The organism is Klenkia marina, assembly GCF_900101025.1.
Taxonomy (GTDB): domain Bacteria; phylum Actinomycetota; class Actinomycetes; order Mycobacteriales; family Geodermatophilaceae; genus Klenkia; species Klenkia marina.
The window spans coordinates 863,690-885,093 of record NZ_FMUH01000001.1 but is presented as its reverse complement, the minus strand read 5'-3'; the positions used below and the strand labels follow the sequence as shown (position 1 = coordinate 885,093).

The following is a 21,404-nucleotide window of genomic DNA, read 5'->3' as shown; positions in this document are numbered from 1 at the left end:
CGCTAGGCGCTCGCGGCCGGTCCGGCCGGACGGGCCCACTTGCGCTCGGGGTGCTGGTAGCCGGCGACGAACTCCAGCAGGCCGTCGGCGGTGTGCACCACCCCCAGGGCGTCGAGGCGTCGGCCGTCGAGGTAGCCGTCGTCGACCATGCGGCGCAGCTGCAGCACCAGCGGCTGCCAGAAGTCCTCGACGTCCAGCAGCAGGGTGGGCTTGGCGTGCAGGCCGAGCATGCCCCAGGTCCAGGCCTCGAAGAGCTCCTCGAGGGTGCCGGCGGCCCCGGGCAGGGCCACGAAGGCGTCGGCGAGGTCGGCCATCGCGGCCTTGCGCTCGTGCATGGTCTGCACGATGCGCAGGTCGGTGAGGCCGGGGTGGGCCAGCTCGTCGTCGACCAGGTGCTGCGGGATGACCCCGACGACGTCGCCGCCGGCGGCCAGCGCCGCGTCGGCGAGGACCCCCATCAGCCCGGCCCGGCCGCCGCCGTAGACGATGCCGACGCCGGCCCGGGCGAGGGCTTCGCCGAAGGCGGCCGTGGCGTGCTGGTGCGAGGGCGGGCCGAGCTGCGACCCGGTGAAGACGGCGATGCGCATGGGGTGGAGGTTGCCACCTGCCCGCGGCGTGGATCAGCTGGGTTCACCGGGGGCCGTCCTGGCTCACCGGCGCCGGTGAGCCAGGACGGCCGGAGGTGGACCCAGCTGATCCACGCCCGAGAAGGCAGGACGTCAGGAAGCGGGCTTGCCGTAGGCGCGGGTGACCCACTCGGCGATGCAGACCGGCTTGTCGCCGCCCTCGCGCTCGATGACCACGGAGATGGTGTTCTGCAGGCCGCCGGCCACCTCCTCGACGTCCTTGAGGGTGGTGGTGGCCCGCACGCGCGAGCCCACCGGCACCGGCGCGGGGAAGCGCACCTTGTTCAGGCCGTAGTTCACGCCCATCGTCGAGTCGCTGATCGTGTAGGTGCCGGTGGCCAGCGGGACGGCGAGCGACAGGGTCATGAAGCCGTGGGCGATCGGGCCGCCGAAGGGGCTCTCGGCCTTGGCGCGCTCGACGTCGACGTGGATCCACTGGTGGTCACCGGTGGCGTCGGCGAAGGTGTTGACCGCCTCCTGGGTGATCTCGTACCAGTCGCTGGTGCCCAGCTCCTGGCCCTTGAGGCCGGGCATCTCGGCGAGCGTGGTGGTCGTGGTCATGCGTCACTCCTCGGTGAGTACGTGTCCCGGAGGTCGGGCTTGCGGATCTTGCCGGTGGCGGTCTTGGGCAGCTCGGTCACGAACTGCACCTGCTTGGGCACCTTGAACCCCGCCAGCCTCTCGCGCAGGGCGGCGCGGATCGCGTCGGGGTCCGGCGAGGTGCCGGGGGTGGGGACGACGACGGCCAGGCCGACCTCGCCCCAGTGGGCGTCGGGGACCCCGATGACCGCGACCTCCTGCACCTCGGGCAGCTCGAGCATCGTGGACTCGACCTCGGCCGGGTACACGTTCTCGCCGCCCGAGATGATCATGTCCTTGTAGCGGTCGCGGATGTAGAGGTAGCCCTCGGCGTCCACCGACCCGGCGTCGCCGGAGCGGTACCAGCCGTCGACCACCGCCGACGCCGTCGCCTCGGGGGCGTCCCAGTAGCCGGCCATGACGTTCGGGCCGCTGAGCAGCACCTCGCCGATCTCGTCCGGGCCGCACTCGGTGCCGTCGGGGCGCACGACCTTCACGTCGACGAAGAACTGCTGCTTGCCGGCCGACCCGACCTTGGCCACGGCGTCGGCGCTGTCGAGCACGGTGCCCGCCGGGGCGGTCTCGGTCATGCCGTAGGCCTGCTGCACGGTGATGCCGCGGTCCAGCCACGTGCGCAGCAGGGGCAGGGGGAGCGGCGCCCCGGCGGCCGCGACGGTGCGCAGCGCCGACAGGTCGAGCGTGCCGAAGCCGGGCTGCCGGCTCATCGCGTCCATCATCGTGGCGACGGCGAAGAACGAGGTCACCCGCTGCTCGCTGATCACCTGCAGCGTGCCGGCGGGGTCGAACCCGCGCACCAGCACGACGCAGCCCCCGCGCAGCAGCGTGGGGTTGACCGAGCCGTTGAGCCCGCCGATGTGGAACAGCGGGGCCAGGCCCAGCGTGCGCTCGTCGCCGGTGAAGTCGAAGCCCAGCACCTGGTTCAGGCACGCCCAGGTCATGTTGCCGTGGGTGAGCGTGGCGCCCTTGGGCCGACCGGTCGTGCCCGAGGTGTACATGATCAGGCAGACGTCGTCGTGCGTGACCACCTCGTCGCGGTGCACCGGCTCGGCCGCGGCGACCAGCGCCGGCCAGTCCAGCGACGCGGCCCCGCCCTCGAGCGGGGGTTCGGCCGCCGCCCAGTGCGCGACCCCGGGCAGCTGGTCGGCGAGCGCGTCGGCCGTCGTCCCGTGCTCGCGGCCGTGCACGACCACCGACGCACCCGAGTGCTCCAGCACGTAGCGCGCCTCGGCGGGGGAGAGCCGGGCGTTGACCGGCACCCACACCGCGCCGAGCTGGCCGCAGGCGTAGAGCAGGTGCAGCGCGGCGGGGTGGTTGGCGCCCAGCCAGGCCACCCGGTCACCGCGCCGCACGCCGAGGTCGTGCAGGGCGGACGCCGTGCGCCGGACGTCGAGGGCCAGCTCGCGGTAGGTCGAGGTCGTGCCCTCGAACCAGAGCGCGGGCTTGTCGGGGGAGATGACCAGCCGGCGCTCGGGCCAGCTGCCCAGGCCCTGGTCCCTCACCGCAGGCCCAGGGCGCGGATCGCGTTCTCCTTGAAGATGAGCGGCTTGACCTCGGGCTTGATGTCGAGGGTCTCGAAGTCGCTCATCCAGCGCTCGGGCTTGAGCAGCGGGTAGTCCGAGCCGAACAGCACCTTGCGCTTGAGCAGGCCGTTGGCCGCCTTGACCAGCTGCGGCGGGAAGTACTTCGGCGACCAGCCCGACAGGTCGATGTACACGTTGGCCTTGTGGGTGGCCACCGAGATCGCCTGGTCCTGCCACGGCACCGAGGGGTGCGCCATGATGATCGTCAGGTCGGGGAAGTCGGCCGCGACGTCGTCGAGCAGCATCGGGTCGGAGTAGCGCAGCTTGATGCCGCGCCCGCCCGGCAGGCCCGCGCCGATGCCGGTCTGCCCGGTGTGGAACAGCGCCGGGACGCCGAGGCTCTGCAGCTCCTCGTACAGCGGGTAGACCGCGCGGTCGTTGGGCTCGAACGCCTGGATCGACGGGTGGAACTTGAACCCGCGGACGTCGTGCTCGGTCACCAGCTTGCGGGCCAGCGCGATGCCCTTGGCCCCGCGGGCAGGGTCGACCGAGCCGAACGGGATGAGCACGTCGGGGTGCTGCGCGGCGAGGTCGGCGATCTCCTCGTTGGACAGCGCCGGGTGCCCGGTGGCGTGCTCGATGTCGACGGTGAACACGACCGCGGCCATGTTCTTGGCCCGGTAGTCCGCCGCGATGTCGGGCACGGTCGGGTCGTAGGGGTCGCCCTTGAAGTACTTCGCCGCCGCGGCGTTGAGCTCGTCGTCGAGAGCCTTGTGGCCGTGGGTGTCGGCGTGCACGTGGGTGTGCACGTCGATGGCGACCAGGTTGTCCAGGTCCAGCTGCAGGGCCATGTCAGCTCTCCGGCTCGAACTGCTGGCCGACGGTCTGCTTCGACGCCGCGAACGTCGTGGGCCAGATGTCCGCGATGGCCTCGGCCGACCAGCCGGTGCCGTCGGCGAACTCCACGACGGTCTCGGTCGGGTGGGTCCACAGGGCGAGGCGGTCACCGCCGATGCCGATGGCCTGGCCGGTGATGCCGGCGGCCTCGTCGGAGGCGAGGAAGGCGACCAGGCCGGCGACGTCCTGCGCGGAGCCGAAGCCCAGCTGCTTGCGGGCGTAGGGCGGCAGCGGGTCGCCGTTCTGCAGGGCCTCCACGTAGGGCTTGAGGAAGGGCACCGTCTCGGTCATGGCCGTGGCGGCCACCGGGACGACGGCGTTCACGGTGATGCCGGCCCGGGCCAGCTCCATCGCCCAGGTGCGCACCATGCCGACGATGCCGGCCTTGGCCGCGGCGTAGTTGGTCTGGCCGAAGTTGCCGACCTGGCCGGTGGGGGAGCCGATGGCGATGATCCGGCCGCCGTCGCCCTGCTCGCGCATGCGGATCGCCGCCGCGCGGGTGCAGGTGAAGGTGCCGCGCAGGTGGGTGGTGATGACGGCGTCGAACTGCTCGTCGGTCATCTTCCACACCGTGGTGTCGCGCAGGATGCCGGCGTTGTTGACCAGCACGTCGAGCCGGCCGAAGTCCGACACGGCCCGGTCGACCAGGGCCTGGGCGGCCTCGCTGCCGCCCACGGGGACGACCTCGGCGACGGCGGCGCCGCCGGCTGCGGTGATGGACTCGACGGCGGCCTGCGCGACGTCGGCGTCCACGTCGTTGACGACGACGGAGGCGCCGCGGCGGGCCAGCTCCTGGGCGTAGGCCAGGCCGAGGCCTCGGCCCGATCCGGTGACGACGGCGACCTTGCCGGTCAGCTCCACGCGAACTCCTCGGTGCTGGGGGGTGGTGCCCGGACCGTAGGGCGATATCGTGGAGGTTGTCAACGATGGAGGTGTTCATGGGCCACCCGCTCACCGACGACCTGGGGTTCCTGCTCTCGCGGGCCAGCGGGGCCGTCGTCCGGGCCACCAACGCCGCGCTCGTCGCCCACGGGCTGCGGGTGCGGCAGTACTCGGTGCTGGTGCTGGCCTGCGACGCCGCCGAGGGCGTCACCCAGCGCGAGCTGGCCGACGTGCTGGGCCTGGACCCCTCGCAGGTGGTGCTGCTGGTCGACGAGCTGACCGGGCGCGGGCTGGTGGAGCGGCGCCCCTCCGAGGCCGACCGGCGCACCCGGCTCGTGCTGGCCACCGACGCCGGGCACGAGGTGCGGGCGGCCGCCGAGCGCGACGCGGCGGTCGCCGTCGAGGGCCCCCTGGGCCTGCTGGCCGAGGCCGAGCGCGACCGGCTGCGCGACGTCCTCACCCGCATCTGGACCGCCGCCGGCTGACGGTCGCGCCGGGGTGCCACGGGCTCGGCGTGGATCAGCTGGGTCCACCGGCGTCCGTCCTGGTTCACCGACACCGGTGAGCCAGGACGGAGTTCGATCAGCTGAGCTGATCCGTGCCGGGCGGGAGCCGGAGGTCAGGCGACGCGGCCGGTGGCGCGCAGCGAGCGCTCGAGGGCGGCTCGGGCGGCCGGGGCCAGGGCGTCGAAGGCGCGCCGGTAGACCGCCGTGCTCGTCGGTGCGGGCCAGTCCGGGCCCAGGTGCTCGGCGGGCAGGCCGGGGTCGGTCTGCAGCAGGTGCAGCCAGTCGGCGCCCAGCAGCGTGAGCTGGGCCAGCGAGCCGACCACCCGCGGAGGTCGGCTCCAGGTGGCGGCGAACGACTCGTGCGCGGCGCGGACGGCGGGCACGTCCCACGCCCGGTGCACCAGCGCCCCGACGTCGGTGCCGGGCAGCGGGCGGGCCGAGAAGGCGTCGGCGAGCTCGGCCGCCTCGGCCAGCGGGCCCAGCACGTCGGCGACGTCGACGGTGCCCGGGGCCAGCCACAGGCCGTCGCGCACCCCGCCGAACCCGGCCCAGGTCAACCGCGTGCGCACCCGGTGCCGCAGGTCCCGCCGGCTCTCGGGCACCGAGTAGCTCAGCAGCGTCCACTCCCCGGCCGGGTGGTCGAAGGGGGCAGGTGCGCTGACCCGGGCGTCGGCCCGGCGCAGCACAGCTTCGATGCGCGGGGTGAGCGAGTACTCGGCGGTGCGGCCCACCTGGCCGCGGGCGAGCAGGTCGCGCTGCACCATGCGCTGCAGCGTCGCCCGGGCCGCGGCCTCGCCGACGCCGAGGTCGCCCAGCAGGTCCAGCAGCGTCGACGAGGGCAGCGCGGGCAGGCCGGCGTCCAGGACCAGTGCGCCGAGGAAGTTCAGCAACAGCTCCTGCGGGCGGTGTGCGGGCCCCTGTGCCGAGCCGGTGCCGCCGCCGTCGTCCGGGTCCACCGGGGTGCTCATGTGCCTCCTCGTCCGCTGCAGATCCCAGCACACCTGCAGCTGGCGATGAAAAGCTAGACAGGTTGTTGACGGACGTCCATATCATCTCTAGCTTTCCCGTGACCCGGAACACTGTCGCCTAGCACCCGAGGGCTCGTGATGTCCCCACCGCTGCTGTCCGTCGAGCACCTCGACGTCGTGTACGACGGCACGATCACCGCGCTCTCCGACGTCTCCCTGACCGTCGAGCCCGGCCAGGTCGTCGCCGTGCTGGGCTCCAACGGGGCGGGCAAGACCTCGCTGCTGCGGGCGGTCTCCCGCTCCCTGCAGCCCTACGGCGGCACCGTCACCGGCGGCACCGTCCGTTTCGCCGGGGAGGACCTCGCCGGCACCGACGCCGCCGCCGTCGTGCGCCGCGGCCTGGTGCAGGTGCCCGAGGGGCGCCGGATCTTCCGGGACCTGACCGTCGCCGAGAACCTGCGGGCCGGTGGCTACACCGTCAAGGACGCGAAGGCCCGTGCCGAGGCGCGCGACCGGGTGTTCGACCTGTTCCCGATCCTGGCCGAGCGACGCGACCAGCCCGGCGGCCTGCTGTCGGGCGGCCAGCAGCAGATGCTCGCGATGGGCCGCGCGCTCATGGTGAGCCCGCAGCTGCTGCTGCTGGACGAGCCCTCGCTCGGCCTCGCCCCGCTGCTGGTCGACCAGATCGGCGAGATCGTCACCGCGATCAACCAGCAGGGCACCGCGGTGCTGCTCATCGAGCAGAACGCGGTCATGGGCCTGCGGGTCGCCGACGCCGCCTACGTGCTGGAGACCGGCCGGGTCACCGCGTCGGGGACGGCGGCCGAGCTGTCGGCCAGCGACGAGGTGCAGGAGCGGTACCTGGGCGTCGCCGTCCCGGTCGTGGCCACCGAGGTGGTCGAGGCCGAGCCCGCGGTCCCCACCGCCGAGCCTCCCAAGACGCTGCGGGTCGAGGGCCTGACCGTGCGGTTCGGCGGCATCACCGCGCTCTCCGAGGTCTCCTTCGCCGTCGAGCCGGGCACCGTGCACGCCCTCATCGGACCCAACGGCGCGGGCAAGTCCACGCTGGTCAACGTCCTGGGCGGGGCCTACCGGGCCACCGAGGGCGCCGTCCACTACGGCGACGCCGAGCTCACCGCGCTGCGCTCGGACAAGGTCGCCGGCCTGGGCGTGGCGCGCACGTTCCAGAACATCTCGCTCGCCCTCGAGGACACCGTCGAGGACAACCTGCTCGTCGGGCGGCACCGGCTCATGCGCCGCGGTCTGGTGCCCGGCGCGCTGCGGCTGCCCGGCGCCCGCCGCGAGGAGCGCGAGCACCGCGAGACCGTCGCCGGCATCGCCGAGCTGCTGGGCATCGCCCACCTGCTGCGCACTCCGGTGCACACGCTGGCCTACGGCGACCGCAAGCGGGTCGAGATGGGCCGCGCGCTGGCCGCCCGGCCCTCGCTGCTGCTGCTCGACGAGCCGGTCGCCGGCATGACCCACGGGGAGAGCCAGGACATGGCCGAGACCATCCGCCAGGTGCGCCGCGACCTCGGCCTGTCGATCGTGCTGGTCGAGCACGACATGCCCTTCGTCATGGGGCTGGCCGAGCAGGTCACGGTGCTGGACTTCGGCAAGAAGATCGCCGAGGGGACGCCGGCGCAGGTGCAGCGCGACCCCGAGGTGCTCCGGGCCTACCTCGGCGCCTCGGCCGCAGGGGACGCCGCGGCATGAGCTACTTCCTGGAACAGGTGCTCAACGGGCTGTCCTACGGCCTCGTGCTGAGCCTCATCGCCGCCGGCTTCGCGATCGTCTTCACCTCCACCGGGGTGCTCAACTTCGCGCACGGCTCGATCGTGCTGCTGGGCGCCTACCTGGTCGCGGTCCTGCACGACACCATCGGGTTCTGGCCCGCGGTGCTCGTCGGGCTCCTCGGCGCGGCCGTCGTCGGCGTCCTCATCAACATGCTGCTGGTGCGCCACCTGGCCGACCCCAACCCGGGCACGGCGGCGATCCTCATGCTCGGCGTCGACATCGTGCTGCTCACCGAGCTGACCCGCCGCATCGGCAACCAGGTGCTCACCCTGGGCGCGCCGTGGGGCGCCTCGGTGGTGCGCCTGGGCGACGTCACGCTGCCCACCGGCCGGGTGCTGGCCGCCGGCGTCACGGTCGTCGCGTTCGCCGGCCTCTGGTACCTGTTCTCCCGCACCGACCTCGGCGTGGGCATGCGGGCCGCGGCGGCCGACGGCCCCACCGCCTCGCTCATGGGCATCCGGCTCTCCCGGACGGCGGCCACCGGCTGGGCGCTGGCCGGCATCCTGGCCGCGGTCGCCGGCATCTTCCTCACCTCCTTCCCTGCCCCCGGCGTCGCGCCGACCGTGGCGCTGAGCGCCTTCGCGGCGATCCCGGCGTGGGTGCTGGGCGGCTTCGACTCCGTGCCCGGCGCGGTGGTCGGTGGCCTGCTCATCGGGCTGACCAGCGCACTGGTCACCGGCTACGAGGCCGAGCTGGAGCCGTTCCTGGGCGCCGGGTTCGGCGAGGTCGCGCCCTACGTCGTGATGATCGTCGTCCTGCTCGTGCGGCCCTCGGGGCTCATGGGCAGCAAGGAGGCCGTCCGTGTTTGAGCTCCCGAAGAAGCTCGTCGGGCTGGTGCTGCTGCTGGTGGCCCTGGCGCTGCCGTTCGTGCTCACCGACTTCTGGCTGCAGACCGGTCTGTTCGTCATGGCCACCGCGGTCGGGGCGGTGGGGCTGACCCTGCTGGTCGGGGTGGCGGGGCAGCTGTCGCTCGGCCACGCCGCGTTCGCCGCGATCGGCGCCTACGTCTACGCCTTCACCACCGGCGAGTCGACCACCACGGTCGAGGGGCTCGGCCTGCCGCCGCTGCTGGGCCTCGTGCTGGCCGCGCTCGTCGCCGCCGGGGTCGGGGCGGCCTTCTCCCCGGTCGCCGGCCGGCTGCGCGGCATCTACCTGGGGCTGGCCACGCTCGGGCTGGTCTTCGTCGTCCGGCACCTGCTGGTCAACCTCGACGACTGGACCGGGGGGTTCGTGGGCCGCTCGGTCGAGCCCTTCGCCGTGCCCGGGTTCAGCTTCAGCAACCGCGACCCCGACTACCTGGCCATCGCCGGTGTCGAGTTCGAGGGCCTGCACCGGCTCTGGTACCTGTTCGTGCTGGTCGCGGTGCTGGCGATCTGGCTGGCCTCGAACATCCGCAGCGGGCGCACCGGCCGGGCCTGGGCCAACGTGCGCGACTCCGAGACCGCCGCGGCCGCCATGGGCGTCGGCGTGGCCGGGGCCAAGCGCTCGGCGTTCGTCGTCTCCTCGGCCTACGCCGGGATGGCCGGCGCGATGCTGGCACTGGCCTACGGACGGGTCGCCCCCGACGTCTTCAGCCTCACCGCGTCGGTCGACTACCTCGTGATGATCGTGCTCGGCGGGCTCGGCTCGGTGGCCGGCGCCGTCGTCGGGGCCGTCTTCGTCACCTCGCTGCCGCTGGTGCTGGCCCAGTACAGCTCGGCGCTGCCCTTCCTGGCCGCTCCCGGATCCGGTGGCCTGGACCCCTCCACCGCGTCCCGCATCGTCTACGGGCTGGCGATCATCGCCGTCCTGGTGTTCCTGCGCGGGGGCCTCGCCGGCGCTGCCGGCCGGCTCCGCGGGCGACTCACCGGGTCCCGTGCCGGAGCCGCCCCCACCCCTGCCGTCGACCGCCCGGTCGCCGGTGACCCACCCCGGTCGAAGGAGACCACCCGATGAAGCACCGCGTCCGCGCAGCCACGCTCGCCGCCGCAGCCCTCGCGCTGGCGGCCTGCAGCACCACCGCCCCGACGGCCTCCGGCGGCGGCGGGGACGACGTGACCACCGGCAACGGCGTCACCGACTCCGGCATCACCATCGGCATGATCACCGACCTCTCCGGCCCCTTCGCCGCCGGCGCCGCGGTGCAGGTGACCGAGACCCAGGCCTACTGGGACCAGGTGAACGCCGACGGCGGGATCTGCGACCGCGACGTCACCGTCGACGTGCAGGACCACGGCTACGACCCGCAGCGCGCGGTGACCCTGTACCGCTCGATGGCGCCCGACGTCGTCGCGCTGCAGCAGGTGCTCGGCGGCCCGACCAGCGCCGCGGTGCTGCCGCTGGCCGAGCAGGACGGCGTCTACGTCGGCGGCGTGGGCTGGGCCGGCTCGGCGCTGGCCTACGAGAACAACCAGCTGCCCGGCGCCTCGAACGCCATCCAGGCCGCCAACGCCGTCGACTACATGGTCGACGAGCTCGACGTGCCCGAGGGCTCCTCGATCGGCGTCGTCTACTTCACCGGCGACTACGGCGGCGACGCCCTCGCCGGTGCCGAGCACGCCGCCGAGGAGCGCGGCCTGGAGGTCGTGGCGCAGGAGATCACCTCGCAGACCACGGACCTCTCGGCGCAGGCATCGGCCCTGGCCCAGGCCGACGTCGCCGGTGTCGTGCTGGCCGCGGCGCCCACCCAGCTGGCCTCGCTGGCCGGCGTGCTGTCGGCCCAGGGCGCCGACGTGCCGATCATCGGGATGAACCCGACGTTCAACCCCTCGTTGCTGACCACCCCGGCCGCCGACGCGCTGCTGGCCAACGCCTACTCGATGACCAGCGTCTCCCCGTACGACAACGCGGACTCGGCGGGCGTGCAGGCGGCCAACGAGCTGTACGCCTCGGCCGCCCCGGACGGCGCCGTGGGCTGGGAGGTCCCGCTGGCCTACGTGCAGGCCGAGCTGCTCAAGCAGGCGCTCGAGGGCGCCTGCGAGTCCGGTGACCTGACGCCGGAGGGCGTCGTGGCGGCCTTCCGTGACGGCGGCGAGGTCGACACCGAGGGCGTGCTGCCCGACGGCCTGGACTACTCCGAGGTCGGGCAGTCGCCCACCACCACGGTGTTCGTCTCCAAGGTCAGCCGCGACGCCGAGGCCGGCCTCGAGCTGCTGGACCAGGTCAGCGGGCCCAGCGCCGAGTCCTTCTCCTACGGCGGCTGAGCCCGGTGCCCGCACTCGTCACCAGCGAGCTGCGGGCACCGGCCACCGGCCCGGCGGACGGCGTCCTGGGTGACGTCCTCCGCCGGGCCGTGGAGCTGGGGCCCGACGACGTCCTGCTGAGCACCCCGGCCACCGGTGAGGTCTGGACGGCGGCGCAGCTGCTCGCCGACGCGACGTCGCTGGCCGCGGGGCTGCTGGCCGCCGCCGGCCCCGGGGCGCGGGTGGCCACCTGCCTGACCAACGGCGCCGCACCCGTGCTCGTGCAGCTCGGGGTCGCCCTGGCCGGGCAGACCCTGGTGCCGGTCAACCCGCGGTCGCGGCCGGCGGAGGTCGAGCACGCCCTGACCCTCTCGGGCGCGGTGCTGGCGGTGGCCGACCCCGGGACGGCGATGAGCGGGGTGCCGGTGGTGACCGACTGGCGGTCGCTGCTGGCCGACCCGGTGGAGCTGCCCGTCGTCGCGCCCGACGCGCTGGCCCAGGTGCAGTTCACCTCCGGCACGACCGGCCGGGCCAAGGGCGTGCGGATCAGCCACGCCGGGATGGTGGCCACCGGGGCGGCGTTCGCCGAGCGGCTGGGGCCCGCGGCCGGGCGGGTGTGGTGCAACCCGATGCCGCTGTTCCACACCGCCGGCAACGTGCTCGGCGTGGTGGGGGCGCTGTGGGCCCGGGCCGACCACGTCGTGCTCCCCTTCGCGCCCGGCCCGGTGCTCGAGGCGCTGGCGTCGTCCCGGGTCTCGATGCTGTCGGCCGCCCCCACCCTGCTGGACCTGATGGTCGCCGAGGGCGTGCCCGACCTGCCCGACCTGCGCGTGCTGTTCACGGGCGGGATGACGGTGACGCCGGGGTTCGTCGACCGCGTCGAGGGCGCGTTCGGCGCGCGGCTGGCCACCACCTTCGGGATGACCGAGACCTGCGGGTCGGCGTTGATGAGCGGGCCCGACGACCCCGACGAGGTGCGCCGGGGGACCGTGGGCGGGCCGATCGCGGGCACTGAGGTGCGCATCGCGGCCCCCGACGGCTCGGTCGTGCCGGTGGGCGAGGCCGGGGAGCTGTGGGTGCGCGGCGCCCGGCTCACCGACGGCTACCTCGACGACCCGGCGGCCACCGCCGCCGCGATCGACGCCGAGGGCTGGCTGCACACCGGTGACCTGGCCACGATGTCGGCGGCCGGGGGCTGCCAGGTGGTCGGCCGGCTCAAGGACATGGTCAAGACCGGCGGGGAGAACGTCTCGCCGGTGGAGGTCGAGGAGACGTTGGTGGAGCACCCGGGGGTGGCCCGCGCCGCCGTCGTGGGCCGGCCCGACGAGCGGTGGGGCGAGCTGGTGGTGGCCTTCGTCGTCCCGACGGGGTCCGACGTCGACCCCGCCGAGCTGGAGGCGTGGTGCCGGGAGCGGTTGTCGCCGTTCAAGGTCCCCCGCCGCTGGCACGTGGTGGACGATCTGCCCATGACGCCGTCGGGGAAGGTGCAGCGGGCGCTGCTGCGCACCACCGCCGCGGAGCGGTGACCCGCTCCACCGTCGCCCGGGCGGTGTCGGTGGTGGAGGCGTTCCGGCCGGGGGAGACCGTGCTCGGGGTCTCGGAGATCGCCCGTCGCTCGGGGCTGCACGTGGCGACGGCGTCCCGGCTGGTCGCCGAGCTGGTGGAGCTCGGGCTGCTGCGCCGCGAGAGCGACCGCCGGGTGGGGCTGGGCCTGCGGCTGTGGGAGCTGGGTGCCCGGGCCTCGCCGGCGCTGTCCCTGCGCGAGGTGGCGATGCCGCTCATGGAGGACCTGCACGCCGTCGTCGGACAGCACACCCAGCTGGGCGTGCTGGACGGTGAGGAGGTGCTGTTCCTGGAGCGGCTGTCGGCCCCCGGCGCGGTGGTCAACTACACGCGCATCGCCGGCCGGCTGCCGCTGCACGCGTCGTCGTCGGGGCTGGTGCTGCTCGCGCACGCCTCCCGCGACCTGCAGCAGCGGACCATCGCCGGCCCGCTGCGCACCTTCACCGCCGCCACCGTCGGGACGCCGGGCCGGCTGCGGTCGGTGCTGGACCAGGTGCGCCGGGAGGGCGTGGCGTTCTGCCCCGGGCACATCCACCCCGACGCGTGCGGCATCGCCGTCCCGGTGCGCGACCCGGCGGGCGCCGTGGTGGCCGCGCTGGCGGTGATCGTGCCCAACGACGCCGAGGCCCGCGCCCAGGTGCCGGCCCTGCGGGCGGCCGCCCGGGGGATCGGGCGCCAGCTGCGTTGACCTTGCAGTTCGGCAACGCCGCCACGCCGGTGCGCGGCGCGCAGCCGTTGCCGTTCTGCATGATCGACGGGGCCCGCCTCTCGCTGGGTGAGAACGGCATGGTCCCGGTCACGTCCAGCCCGCCACGATCCCCGGCATGACCACCGCCGCCCGCTCCACCGTCCGCGTGGCCGCCAAGGAGCAGGTCGCCGACGGCGTCGTCGCGCTCACCCTGGTCGACCCGGACGGCGCCCGGCTGCCCGACTGGACGCCCGGCTCGCACGTCGACCTTGTGCTGCCCACCGGCGACACCCGGCAGTACTCGCTGTGCGGTGACCGCTGGGACGCCCACGCCTACCGGGTCGCGGTGCTGCGCGAACCCGCTGGCCGCGGCGGCTCGGCCTGGGTGCACGACGAGCTGGCCGTCGGCGACCTGGTCGGGCTCGGCGGGCCGCGCAACCAGTTCCGGCTGGTGCCCGCGCCCTCCTACCTCTTCCTCGCCGGCGGCATCGGCATCACCCCGCTGCTGCCGATGGTCGACGCCGCCCGCCGGCTCGGCGCGGACTGGCGGCTGGTGTACGGCGGGCGGGCGCGCGCCTCGATGGCGTTCCTGGACGAGCTCCAGGACCCTCGTGTGACCGAGTGGCCGCAGGACGAGCGGGGGCTGCTGCCGCTGGCCGACCTGCTCACCGGCCTGGACGACGGCACCCGGGTCTACGCCTGCGGCCCCGCCCCGCTGCTGGACGCGGTGGAGGCGGCCTGCCCGCCCGGGCTGCTGCGGACCGAGCGGTTCGTCGCCCGCGAGCAGGGCGCCCCCGTGCGCGACGAGCCGTTCACCGTGGTGCTGGACCGCACCGGCGCCGAGGTGGTGGTGACCCCCGAGGTCAGCGTGCTCGAGGCGGTGCGCGCCGCCGGGGCCGACGTCCTGTCCTCGTGCCGGCAGGGCACCTGCGGCACCTGCGAGACCACCGTGCTGGCCGGGGACCCCGACCACCGCGACTCCGTCCTGGACGAGGCCGAACGGGCCGCGGGGGACTGCCTGCTCGTCTGCGTGTCCCGCTCCCGCGGGGACCGTCTGGTGCTCGACCTGTGAGGGGAACCGCGATGACCGCCGTGCTGCCGACCCTGGACCTGGACCCCTTCGACCCCGAGGTGCTGCGCGACCCGCTGCCCGCGCAGGCCGCGCTGCGCGACGCCGGCCCGCTGGTGCGGCTGCCGCGGTACGGCACCTGGGCCATCGCCCGCTACGCCGAGGTGCACGCCGCGCTCAGCGATTGGCAGTCCTTCGAGTCCTCGGCCGGGGTGGGGCTGACCAACTTCCGCACGGAGACCCCGTGGCGGCCGCCGTCGCTGCTGCTGGAGGCCGACCCGCCGCACCACGACGCCCCGCGCACCGTCCTCGCGAAGGTCCTCGGCCCGCGGGCGCTGCGCAGGCTCCGGGCCGACTGGCTGGCCGACGCCGAGGCGCTGGTCGCCGACGTCCTCGGGCGGCGCACGGTCGAGCTGGACGCCGTCCCTGCGCTGGCCGCGGCCTTCCCGCTGCGGGTGTTCCCCGACGCGGTCGGCCTGGCGCGAGAGGGCCGGGAGCACCTGTTGCCCTACGGCGACCACGCGTTCAACGCCTTCGGGCCCACCGACAACCCGCTCGTGCTGGCCGGCAACGCGTCGATGCCCGAGCACGCCGGCTGGGTGGCGGATCAGTGCGAGCGGGAGAACCTGGCCGCGGTGGGGTTCGGCGCCGACATCTGGGCCGCCGCCGACCGCGGCGAGCTCACCCACGCTCAGGCCCCGCTGGTGGTGCGCTCGCTGCTCACCGCGGGGGTGGACACCACGGTGCACGGCATCGGGGCCGTGCTGCACGCCCTCGCCGTCACGCCCGGTGCCTGGCAGCTGCTGCGCGAGCGGCCCGAGCTGGTGCGGGTGGCCTTCGACGAGGCGGTGCGCTGGGAGTCCCCGGTGCAGGCGTTCTTCCGCACCACCGTGCGCGACGTGCCGGTGGGTGACGCGGTGCTCCCGGCGGGGGAGAAGGTGCTGGTCTTCTTCGCCGCGGCCAACCGGGACCCCCGGCGGTGGGCCGACCCGGACGCCTTCGACCTCACCCGCGACCCGTCGGGGCACGTCGGGTTCGGCATGGGCATCCACCAGTGCGTGGGCCAGCACGTCGCGCGGTTGGAGGCGGAGTCGCTGCTCACCGCGCTGCTGGCCCGGGTCACCTCGCTGGAGCTGGCCGGCGACCCGGTGCGCCACCTCAACAACACGCTGCGGTCGTGGGAGTCCCTGCCGCTGCGCCTGACCTGCTGACTCGCCGGGTCAGGGTTCCGGGATGGTGTCGAGCAGGGCGTCGGCGGCGGCGTGGGCGGCGGGGGCGATGCGGGCGTGCTCGCGGGTGAAGAGCTCCTGCGCGGCGAGCCCGGGCCACGGGTCGGGCAGCAGCTCCAGCGGCAGGCGCGGGGTGTCGCGCAGGGTCAGCCGCCACTCCTCCTGCAGCGCGAGTTTCCGGGCCAGCGGATCGGTCCACCGGGTGGCCGAGCTGCCGCCGTCCCACCGCTCGAGGAAGGCGGCGTAGGCCGCGGCGGCGGCCGGCACGTCCCACACCTCGCCGAGCAGCGCCGCCGGGTCGAGCCCGCCGGTGGGGTGCGCGGTGAAGGCCCGTACGTGCGCGGCGGCCTCGAGGTCACCGAGCGCAGCCGTGACGTCGAGCGCGCCCGGGGCCGCCCACAGCCCGCCCTGCAGCAGCCCGAAGCCGGCGCCCTGCAACCGGGTGCGCAGCTCGTGGCGCTGCCGCTGCCAGGTGTCGGGGAGGTTGAAGGAGAGCAGGGTCCAGGTGCCGTCCCACTGCGCGTCGGCCGTGGCGTCGGGCTGCCAGATGCGGGTGTAGCCGGCGCGCAGGGCGGCCACCGAGAAGGGGGTCAGGCCCAGGTAGACCTGGCGGCCGCGCTTGTGCCCGACCAGTCGTCCGCGCCGCACCATGCGGGTGATCGCCGACCGCGTGGCGTGCTCGCTGGCACCCAACCGGGCCATGACGTCGACCAGGCCGGGGGTGGCGACGAGCAGGCCGCGGTCGAGCACGTGGGCGCCGTAGAAGGTGAGCAGCAGGCTCTCCGGGCGCAGCGCGACGTCCCCGGGGGGCCCGACCGGTTCCCCGGTGTCGCGCTCACCCGGCTCCGCCCGCTGCTCGACGTCGTCCACCGGGGACAGTGTCACCGACGACCGGTCCGGCCCGCCGCGGTGGGCGGGCCGGACCGGCCGGGCGAGCACGGATCAGTCCAGCGGCCGGTTGAACCGCGGCGGGGTGAACGGCACGAACCGGGGCGCGGGCTCGGCCCCGAGGGCGGCGGCGCGCTGGTTCATCGCCGGCGCGGAGGTGGCCGGCCAGTGCCCGGTCTCCACCCGCTGCACGAGGGTGTCGATCGCCGCCTGCTGCTCGGCCGGCGAGAAGGTGCAGTGCCCGACCGTCTCGGTGTAGGTCTGCCGCAGCAGGGACGCGCTCCCGGCCCGGCGCACCAGCGACTCGTAGTACTGCTGCTGGGCCACGGTCGAGATCTGGTCACCGGTGGGCGACAGCGTCAGCACCGGCACCTCGAGCTGGCCGTCGAACACGATGCCCGCGGCGAAGCGCTCGCGGGCGGCGGGGTCGGCGGCGATGCGCGGGGCCGCGGCGAGCGCACCGAGGTCGGCGTCGAGGTCGAGGCCGGCCTGGCGGTAGAGGTCGCGCACCAGCTGGCGGGCCTGCGGGTCGGCGGTCTGCAGTTGGCGGGCGTAGTCGACGCCGACGTTGGTCGAGGGGTTGCCGCCGGCCACCGCGGTGAGGGCGCGCCGGCTGCTCATGGCCTGCCCGATGTAGGGCAGCGGGCCACCGGCCAGGGCCAGGAACGCGCCCTGCTGCAGCCCGGCGTCGTCGTGGCGGGACGGCGGGGGTGGCTGGGTGCCGTCGGGCTGCACACCCCAGGCCGGCAGCTGGCCGATCGCGGCGGCCAGGGCGATGCGGGCCCGGCCCTCCGGCGTCTGCTGCGCGGCGGTGAGGGCGGAGATCCAGGCCTGCTGCGCGGTGGGGACGTCGTCCACCTGGAGCACCGGCAGTCCGGGGGCGACCAGCTCCTCGAGCACGAACACGGTGTCCAGCTTCTGGTCCCACTGGGCGACCGAGCCGCCCAGGCCGCCGCACATGGGGACGGCGCCGTCGAAGGCGTCGGGGTGCTCCTGCGCGACCCCGGCCGAGACGAACCCGCCCATCGAGGCGCCCGAGGCCACCGCGGTGCGGGCCGGCCCGTAGGCATCCTCGAACCGGGCGAGCGCCTCCGCCTGGTTGTCGATCGCGGCGGCGATGTCCCAGCCGGTGACGGCGCGGGTGGTGCCACCGCGGGCGACGCCCTCGGCGAGCAGGCGCTGGGTGAGGGCCTCGGTGGGGCCGGGGCCGACGAAGTCCAGCGCGACGACCACGGTGCCGTCCCAGTCCGCCGGGACGACGAACTCGAACGGGGTGCCGTCCTCCAGCGTGCCGGCCAGGCAGGTGGGCCGGCTCGGCGCGTCCTGCTGGCAGGGCGTGCCGCCCGGGAACGGGGCCGGGGCGGCCGTGGCGGGCGCGACGGCGCCGCCGACCAGCAGGGCCAGGGCGCCGGCGACGACGGCGCCGCGACGGGCCGAGGTGCGGGGGGCCGAGGTGCGACGGGCCGAAGCGCGGCGGGACGAGCGTGGGCGAGGGTGCACGGCGGCCTCCACGGTGAGGGGTGCGGCGCGGGGACGACGTCCCCGGCGGGTGCTGCGGAGACTTCCCGCGGGCCCGGCATGATGTCAAGCAGCTTGATAGAAGTGGCTGCTGGGAGACTCGATCGGTGAGCCCAGCCCCCGACGGGTCCCCGGACGGGACGGCGGACGGCGGGTCGGCCGGCCGCCTCGACCCGCAGCGGCTGCCCCGAGCCGCGGCTGCCCGGGTCGAGTACGTCGCCCAGCGCCTGGCGCGGGCGCTCACCCGCTCGACCGAGGTGATCGCCGCGCGGCACGGGGTGAGCGTGCCGGAGTACCGGGTGCTGCTCCTGCTCGGTGACGAGGTGCCGCGGTCCAACGCGGAGCTGGCCCGGCTGTCCTTCGTCACCGCCCAGGCCAGCCACCTCGTCGTGGCGGGGCTGGTGCGCCGCGGGCTGGCCCGGCGCGCGGCCCACCCGGACAACCGGCGGATCCGGCTGGTGGGGCTCACCGAGCGGGGGGCCGCCGTCCTCGACGCCTGCGTCGCCGACGTCGTCGCGGTCGAGGAACGACTGCGGGCCGGCCTGCCCGCACGGCAGCGGGAGCAGTTGCTGCCGACGCTCACCGGCGCGGCCGAGGTGCTGGCCGGGGGCTTCTTCGGCGATGCGGACCTCGAGCGCGCCGCGGCCGACCTCCGCCGCCAGTCCTCCTGACCGACGCCCGTCGCCGCCCGTCGCCGCCCCGTCCCCGCCTGCCGCGTCGGTCGACGCCTGCCGGCGTCCCCTCCACCGGGTCATGGCATGGGGGGCGACGTGGGTGGACCAGGCCTCGGCGGCCCCGGACCCGGCAAACCTGAGGCACTTCCTTGACGGTCGCAACGCAAGCGACTAGTTTTCGGGCACCCAGTGAGCTGTGGGTCACACCGATGTGCCGGCGCCGTGGGCGCTGCGAGGACGGAGTTCCGATGAAGAGGCTCATGACCGCTGCGACCGCCGCGGCCCTGCTCGCGCTCACCGCGTGCGGGGGTTCCGGCGAGGCGTCGGAGGAGTCGGCCGCGACCTCGGGGGCGGGTGACGTGCAGGCCGAGTTCTCCCAGGAGGCCGCCGACCTGCTGCCCCAGGCCATCCAGGACAGCGGCACGATGATCTGGACCGGGGCCCCCAAGCCGCCGTTCTACATCGACGGCGCCGACGGGTTCACCGGCCTGGGCCCGGACCTGCAGACCGCGATGGAGCAGGTGCTGGGCGTCGACATCGAGTTCCAACCCACCGACGGGCTGAACTCGGTGCTGCTCTCGTTGCAGTCGGGCCGGGCGGACTTCTTCGTCGGCGGGGTGCGGGCCACCCCCGAGCGGCAGCAGGACTTCGACCTGGTCGCCTGGCTGACCGTCGGCCCCTCCTACCTCATCGAGGCCGACCGGGCCGACGAGATCACCAGCCCCGACGACCTGTGCGGGCTGACCGTCTCCTACGAGGAGGGCAGCTCGATGCAGTCCTTCGTCGAGGCGCTGGCCGAGGAGTGCGGCGACGACACGCTGACCCCGCTGCCGCTGACCGCCGACGGGTCCCGGCTGGCCGTGGACTCGGGTCGGGCCGACGCCTATGCGGCCAACGAGTCCGACGCCCGGTACATCCAGCTCCAGCGCGAGGGCCGGTACGAGGTCGTCGTCGAGGACACCGGCACCTCCGACCTCACCGCCGGCATGGCGCTCAAGGGCACCGGGCTCGGCGAGGCGATGGAGGCGGCGTTCCGGGCGCTCATCGACCAGGGCGTCTACCAGGACCTCATGGACCGCTGGAACCTCGGCGACAACGCGGTCGACGAGCCCGTCCTCAACCCGGCGTCGTGAGCCGGCCCGCCCCGGGGGCGGTCAAGGCCCCCGACCCCGCCCCGGCCACGGGCGTCCCCGACGCCCGGGACAGCCGGCCCGAACGGCGCCCCTGGCTCTGGGTGGCGTGGGCCGTCCTGGTCGTGCTGCTCGCCCAGCTCGTCGCGTTCGTGCTGCGCAGCGACCGGCTCGAGCTGTCGGTGGTGGGGGAGTACCTCTTCGCCGAGCCCATCCTCGACGGCCTGGTCACCACCATCGCGCTCACCGCGATCGCGACCGTGCTGGGCACCGTGCTGGGCGCTCTGGTCTGCCTGGCCCGGCTGAGCTCGCTGGCGCCGCTGAGGTACGCGGCCGCGGCCTGGATCGCGGTGTTCCGCAGCGTGCCGCCGCTGGTGCAGCTGCTGTTCTGGTTCAACCTCGCCTACCTGGTGCCGGTGCTGTCGATCGGCATCCCGTTCGGGCCGAGCGTCGGGGAGTGGAGCGCCAACGACGTCATCACGCCCTACACCGCCGCGGTGATCGGGCTGTCGCTCTACAACAGCCCCTACAGCGCCGAGATCATCCGCTCGGGCCTGTCGGCCGTGCCGCGCGGGCAGCTGGAGGCGGCCAGCTCGCTGGGTCTGCCCGCACGGGACACGTTCTTCCGCATCCGGCTGCCCCAGGCCACCCGGATCATCCTGCCCCCGATGGGGAGCCAGGTGATCTCGCTGCTCAAGGGCACCTCGCTGGTGAGCGTCATCGCGATGACCGACCTGCTGGGCGCAGCCCGCGAGGTCTACACCCGCACGTTCGAGGTCGTGCCGCTGCTGATCGTCGCGATCCTCTGGTACATCGTCCTCGTGGCCGCCCTCACGGCAGGGCAGTCCTGGTTGGAACGGCGGTTCTCCCGTGGCTACTGATCCTGTTCCGGTGCTGCGGGTCCGCGGCCTGGGCAAGCGGTTCGGGGACACCGTCGCGCTGGCCGACGTCGACCTCGACGTCGCCGAGGGCGAGGTGGTCGTCGTCATCGGCCCGTCGGGGTCGGGCAAGTCGACCCTGGTGCGCTGCATCGACCTGCTGGAGGACATCGACGCCGGCTCCGTCGAGCTCGACGGCGAGCTGCTGGGGTTCCGGGTCGACCGGCGCGGCGTGCTGCGCCGGCTGCCCGCCCGCCGGACCGCCCCGCAACGGCGCCGCATGGGCATGGTCTTCCAGTCGTTCAACCTGTTCGCCCACCTCACCGTCGAGCGCAACGTGTGGGAGGCGCCGGTGCGCGCCCTCGGCGAACCCCTCGCCGAGGCCCGCGCCCGGGCCCACCAGCTGCTGGAACGGGTCGGGCTGGGGCACAAGGGCGACGCCTACCCGGTGCAGCTCTCGGGCGGCCAGCAGCAGCGGGTGGCCATCGCCCGGGCGTTGGCCGTCCGGCCGCGGCTCATGCTCTTCGACGAGCCCACCAGCGCCCTGGACCCTGAGCTGGTCGGCGAGGTGCTCGCCGTGATGGAGAGCCTCGCGCAGGAGCGCACCACGATGGTCGTGGTCACCCACGAGCTCCAGTTCGCCCGCGAGGTCGCCACGCGCGTCGTCTTCATGGACGCCGGCCGGGTGGTCGAGCAGGGCACCCCCGACGAGGTGTTCGGCAACCCGCGCACCGAGCGCCTGCAGACCTTCCTGCAGCGGTTCTCCGCCGCCTCCTGACCTGCCCCCACCCGCCGGACCACCCCGGCGTG

Annotated in this window: 21 protein-coding genes; 13 read left to right on the top strand and 8 right to left on the bottom strand. The window is 74.6% G+C overall.

Annotated features, from left to right (window positions below; all coding sequences use genetic code 11):
• Positions 1 to 2: 2 nt before the first annotated feature.
• From BLP29_RS04365 to BLP29_RS04345, 5 genes are all read right to left on the bottom strand, one after another.
• A complete protein-coding gene (locus tag BLP29_RS04365; protein ID WP_092800061.1) occupies positions 3 to 587 on the bottom strand; it encodes an LOG family protein in 585 nt (194 codons plus the stop codon).
• Between the two features lie 132 nt (positions 588 to 719).
• A complete protein-coding gene (locus tag BLP29_RS04360) occupies positions 720 to 1,187 on the bottom strand; it encodes a MaoC family dehydratase (RefSeq protein ID WP_092800059.1) in 468 nt (155 codons plus the stop codon).
• Positions 1,184 to 2,725, bottom strand: coding sequence for an acyl-CoA synthetase (locus tag BLP29_RS04355; RefSeq protein ID WP_092800057.1), 1,542 nt, complete (start codon positions 2,723 to 2,725; stop codon positions 1,184 to 1,186). The genes BLP29_RS04360 and BLP29_RS04355 overlap by 4 nt, the downstream gene beginning before the upstream one ends.
• Positions 2,722 to 3,585, bottom strand: a complete 864-nt coding sequence (locus BLP29_RS04350) for an amidohydrolase family protein (protein WP_279385434.1) — start codon at positions 3,583 to 3,585, stop codon at positions 2,722 to 2,724. Before BLP29_RS04350 ends, BLP29_RS04355 begins: the two co-directional genes overlap by 4 nt.
• Before the next feature lie 13 nt (positions 3,586 to 3,598).
• On the bottom strand, positions 3,599 to 4,504 hold the full coding sequence (locus tag BLP29_RS04345) for an SDR family oxidoreductase (protein ID WP_092800053.1): 906 nt from the start codon (positions 4,502 to 4,504) through the stop codon (positions 3,599 to 3,601).
• Between the two features lie 65 nt (positions 4,505 to 4,569).
• Between BLP29_RS04345 and BLP29_RS04340 the strand changes: the two genes are divergently transcribed.
• Complete coding sequence (locus tag BLP29_RS04340; protein ID WP_092800051.1) at positions 4,570 to 5,010, top strand: MarR family winged helix-turn-helix transcriptional regulator; 441 nt, start codon at positions 4,570 to 4,572, stop codon at positions 5,008 to 5,010.
• Between the two features lie 134 nt (positions 5,011 to 5,144).
• On the opposite strand, the gene BLP29_RS04335 is transcribed toward BLP29_RS04340, so the two are convergent.
• Complete coding sequence (locus BLP29_RS04335) at positions 5,145 to 5,999, bottom strand: PaaX family transcriptional regulator (RefSeq protein WP_092800049.1); 855 nt, start codon at positions 5,997 to 5,999, stop codon at positions 5,145 to 5,147.
• Between the two features lie 138 nt (positions 6,000 to 6,137).
• Here BLP29_RS04335 and BLP29_RS21980 point away from each other — a divergent pair, with 138 nt between their 5' ends.
• The 8 genes from BLP29_RS21980 (at position 6,138) to BLP29_RS04295 (ending at position 15,488) form a co-directional block, all read left to right on the top strand.
• The gene (locus BLP29_RS21980) at positions 6,138 to 7,715 is read left to right on the top strand and encodes an ATP-binding cassette domain-containing protein (protein ID WP_092800821.1); all 1,578 of its coding nucleotides are present in this window, start codon (positions 6,138 to 6,140) and stop codon (positions 7,713 to 7,715) included.
• Positions 7,712 to 8,605 carry a branched-chain amino acid ABC transporter permease gene (locus BLP29_RS04325; RefSeq protein WP_092800047.1) on the top strand — a complete coding sequence of 298 codons (894 nt, stop codon included), beginning with the start codon at positions 7,712 to 7,714 and terminating at the stop codon, positions 8,603 to 8,605. Before BLP29_RS21980 ends, BLP29_RS04325 begins: the two co-directional genes overlap by 4 nt.
• Entirely contained in the window at positions 8,598 to 9,731 is a 1,134-nt protein-coding gene (locus BLP29_RS04320; RefSeq protein WP_092800045.1) for a branched-chain amino acid ABC transporter permease, read from the top strand. The genes BLP29_RS04325 and BLP29_RS04320 overlap by 8 nt, the downstream gene beginning before the upstream one ends.
• Positions 9,728 to 10,978, top strand: coding sequence for an ABC transporter substrate-binding protein (locus tag BLP29_RS04315; RefSeq protein ID WP_092800043.1), 1,251 nt, complete (start codon positions 9,728 to 9,730; stop codon positions 10,976 to 10,978). The genes BLP29_RS04320 and BLP29_RS04315 overlap by 4 nt, the downstream gene beginning before the upstream one ends.
• Positions 10,979 to 10,983: 5 nt before the next feature.
• Positions 10,984 to 12,483, top strand: coding sequence for a class I adenylate-forming enzyme family protein (locus BLP29_RS04310; protein WP_092800041.1), 1,500 nt, complete (start codon positions 10,984 to 10,986; stop codon positions 12,481 to 12,483).
• Positions 12,480 to 13,208 (top strand): IclR family transcriptional regulator, encoded by a 729-nt coding sequence (locus BLP29_RS04305; protein WP_207798284.1) that lies wholly within the window; start codon positions 12,480 to 12,482, stop codon positions 13,206 to 13,208. The genes BLP29_RS04310 and BLP29_RS04305 overlap by 4 nt, the downstream gene beginning before the upstream one ends.
• Positions 13,209 to 13,344: 136 nt before the next feature.
• Complete coding sequence (locus tag BLP29_RS04300; RefSeq protein WP_092800039.1) at positions 13,345 to 14,280, top strand: PDR/VanB family oxidoreductase; 936 nt, start codon at positions 13,345 to 13,347, stop codon at positions 14,278 to 14,280.
• A gap of 11 nt (positions 14,281 to 14,291) precedes the next feature.
• Positions 14,292 to 15,488 carry a cytochrome P450 gene (locus tag BLP29_RS04295; protein WP_092800037.1) on the top strand — a complete coding sequence of 399 codons (1,197 nt, stop codon included), beginning with the start codon at positions 14,292 to 14,294 and terminating at the stop codon, positions 15,486 to 15,488.
• A 9-nt stretch (positions 15,489 to 15,497) separates the two neighbouring features.
• Here the strand turns inward: BLP29_RS04295 and BLP29_RS04290 are convergent, their stop codons facing one another.
• Positions 15,498 to 16,376 (bottom strand): PaaX family transcriptional regulator, encoded by an 879-nt coding sequence (locus BLP29_RS04290; protein WP_092800815.1) that lies wholly within the window; start codon positions 16,374 to 16,376, stop codon positions 15,498 to 15,500.
• A 72-nt stretch (positions 16,377 to 16,448) separates the two neighbouring features.
• Positions 16,449 to 17,894 carry a hypothetical protein gene (locus BLP29_RS04285; RefSeq protein ID WP_207798283.1) on the bottom strand — a complete coding sequence of 482 codons (1,446 nt, stop codon included), beginning with the start codon at positions 17,892 to 17,894 and terminating at the stop codon, positions 16,449 to 16,451.
• A 125-nt stretch (positions 17,895 to 18,019) separates the two neighbouring features.
• Between BLP29_RS04285 and BLP29_RS04280 the strand changes: the two genes are divergently transcribed.
• From BLP29_RS04280 to BLP29_RS04265, 4 genes are all read left to right on the top strand, one after another.
• A complete protein-coding gene (locus tag BLP29_RS04280; protein ID WP_092800035.1) occupies positions 18,020 to 18,583 on the top strand; it encodes a MarR family winged helix-turn-helix transcriptional regulator in 564 nt (187 codons plus the stop codon).
• Positions 18,584 to 18,846: 263 nt separating this feature from the next.
• On the top strand, positions 18,847 to 19,719 hold the full coding sequence (locus BLP29_RS04275) for a transporter substrate-binding domain-containing protein (RefSeq protein ID WP_165839272.1): 873 nt from the start codon (positions 18,847 to 18,849) through the stop codon (positions 19,717 to 19,719).
• Complete coding sequence (locus BLP29_RS04270; protein ID WP_092800031.1) at positions 19,716 to 20,597, top strand: amino acid ABC transporter permease; 882 nt, start codon at positions 19,716 to 19,718, stop codon at positions 20,595 to 20,597. Before BLP29_RS04275 ends, BLP29_RS04270 begins: the two co-directional genes overlap by 4 nt.
• Positions 20,598 to 20,607: 10 nt before the next feature.
• Complete coding sequence (locus tag BLP29_RS04265) at positions 20,608 to 21,372, top strand: amino acid ABC transporter ATP-binding protein (protein WP_165839271.1); 765 nt, start codon at positions 20,608 to 20,610, stop codon at positions 21,370 to 21,372.
• Positions 21,373 to 21,404: the final 32 nt, after the last annotated feature.

What these genes read in the sequence shown, in the direction of transcription:
- BLP29_RS04365 (WP_092800061.1), bottom strand. Translation starts at nt 587, where the DNA reads ATGCGCATCGCCGTCTTCACCGGGTCGCAGCTCGGCCCGCCCTCGCAC.
- BLP29_RS04360 (WP_092800059.1), bottom strand. Translation starts at nt 1,187, where the DNA reads ATGACCACGACCACCACGCTCGCCGAGATGCCCGGCCTCAAGGGCCAG.
- BLP29_RS04340 (WP_092800051.1), top strand. Translation starts at nt 4,570, where the DNA reads ATGGAGGTGTTCATGGGCCACCCGCTCACCGACGACCTGGGGTTCCTG.
- BLP29_RS04335 (WP_092800049.1), bottom strand. Translation starts at nt 5,999, where the DNA reads ATGAGCACCCCGGTGGACCCGGACGACGGCGGCGGCACCGGCTCGGCA.
- BLP29_RS21980 (WP_092800821.1), top strand. Translation starts at nt 6,138, where the DNA reads ATGTCCCCACCGCTGCTGTCCGTCGAGCACCTCGACGTCGTGTACGAC.
- BLP29_RS04325 (WP_092800047.1), top strand. Translation starts at nt 7,712, where the DNA reads ATGAGCTACTTCCTGGAACAGGTGCTCAACGGGCTGTCCTACGGCCTC.
- BLP29_RS04315 (WP_092800043.1), top strand. Translation starts at nt 9,728, where the DNA reads ATGAAGCACCGCGTCCGCGCAGCCACGCTCGCCGCCGCAGCCCTCGCG.
- BLP29_RS04300 (WP_092800039.1), top strand. Translation starts at nt 13,345, where the DNA reads ATGACCACCGCCGCCCGCTCCACCGTCCGCGTGGCCGCCAAGGAGCAG.
- BLP29_RS04295 (WP_092800037.1), top strand. Translation starts at nt 14,292, where the DNA reads ATGACCGCCGTGCTGCCGACCCTGGACCTGGACCCCTTCGACCCCGAG.
- BLP29_RS04275 (WP_165839272.1), top strand. Translation starts at nt 18,847, where the DNA reads ATGACCGCTGCGACCGCCGCGGCCCTGCTCGCGCTCACCGCGTGCGGG.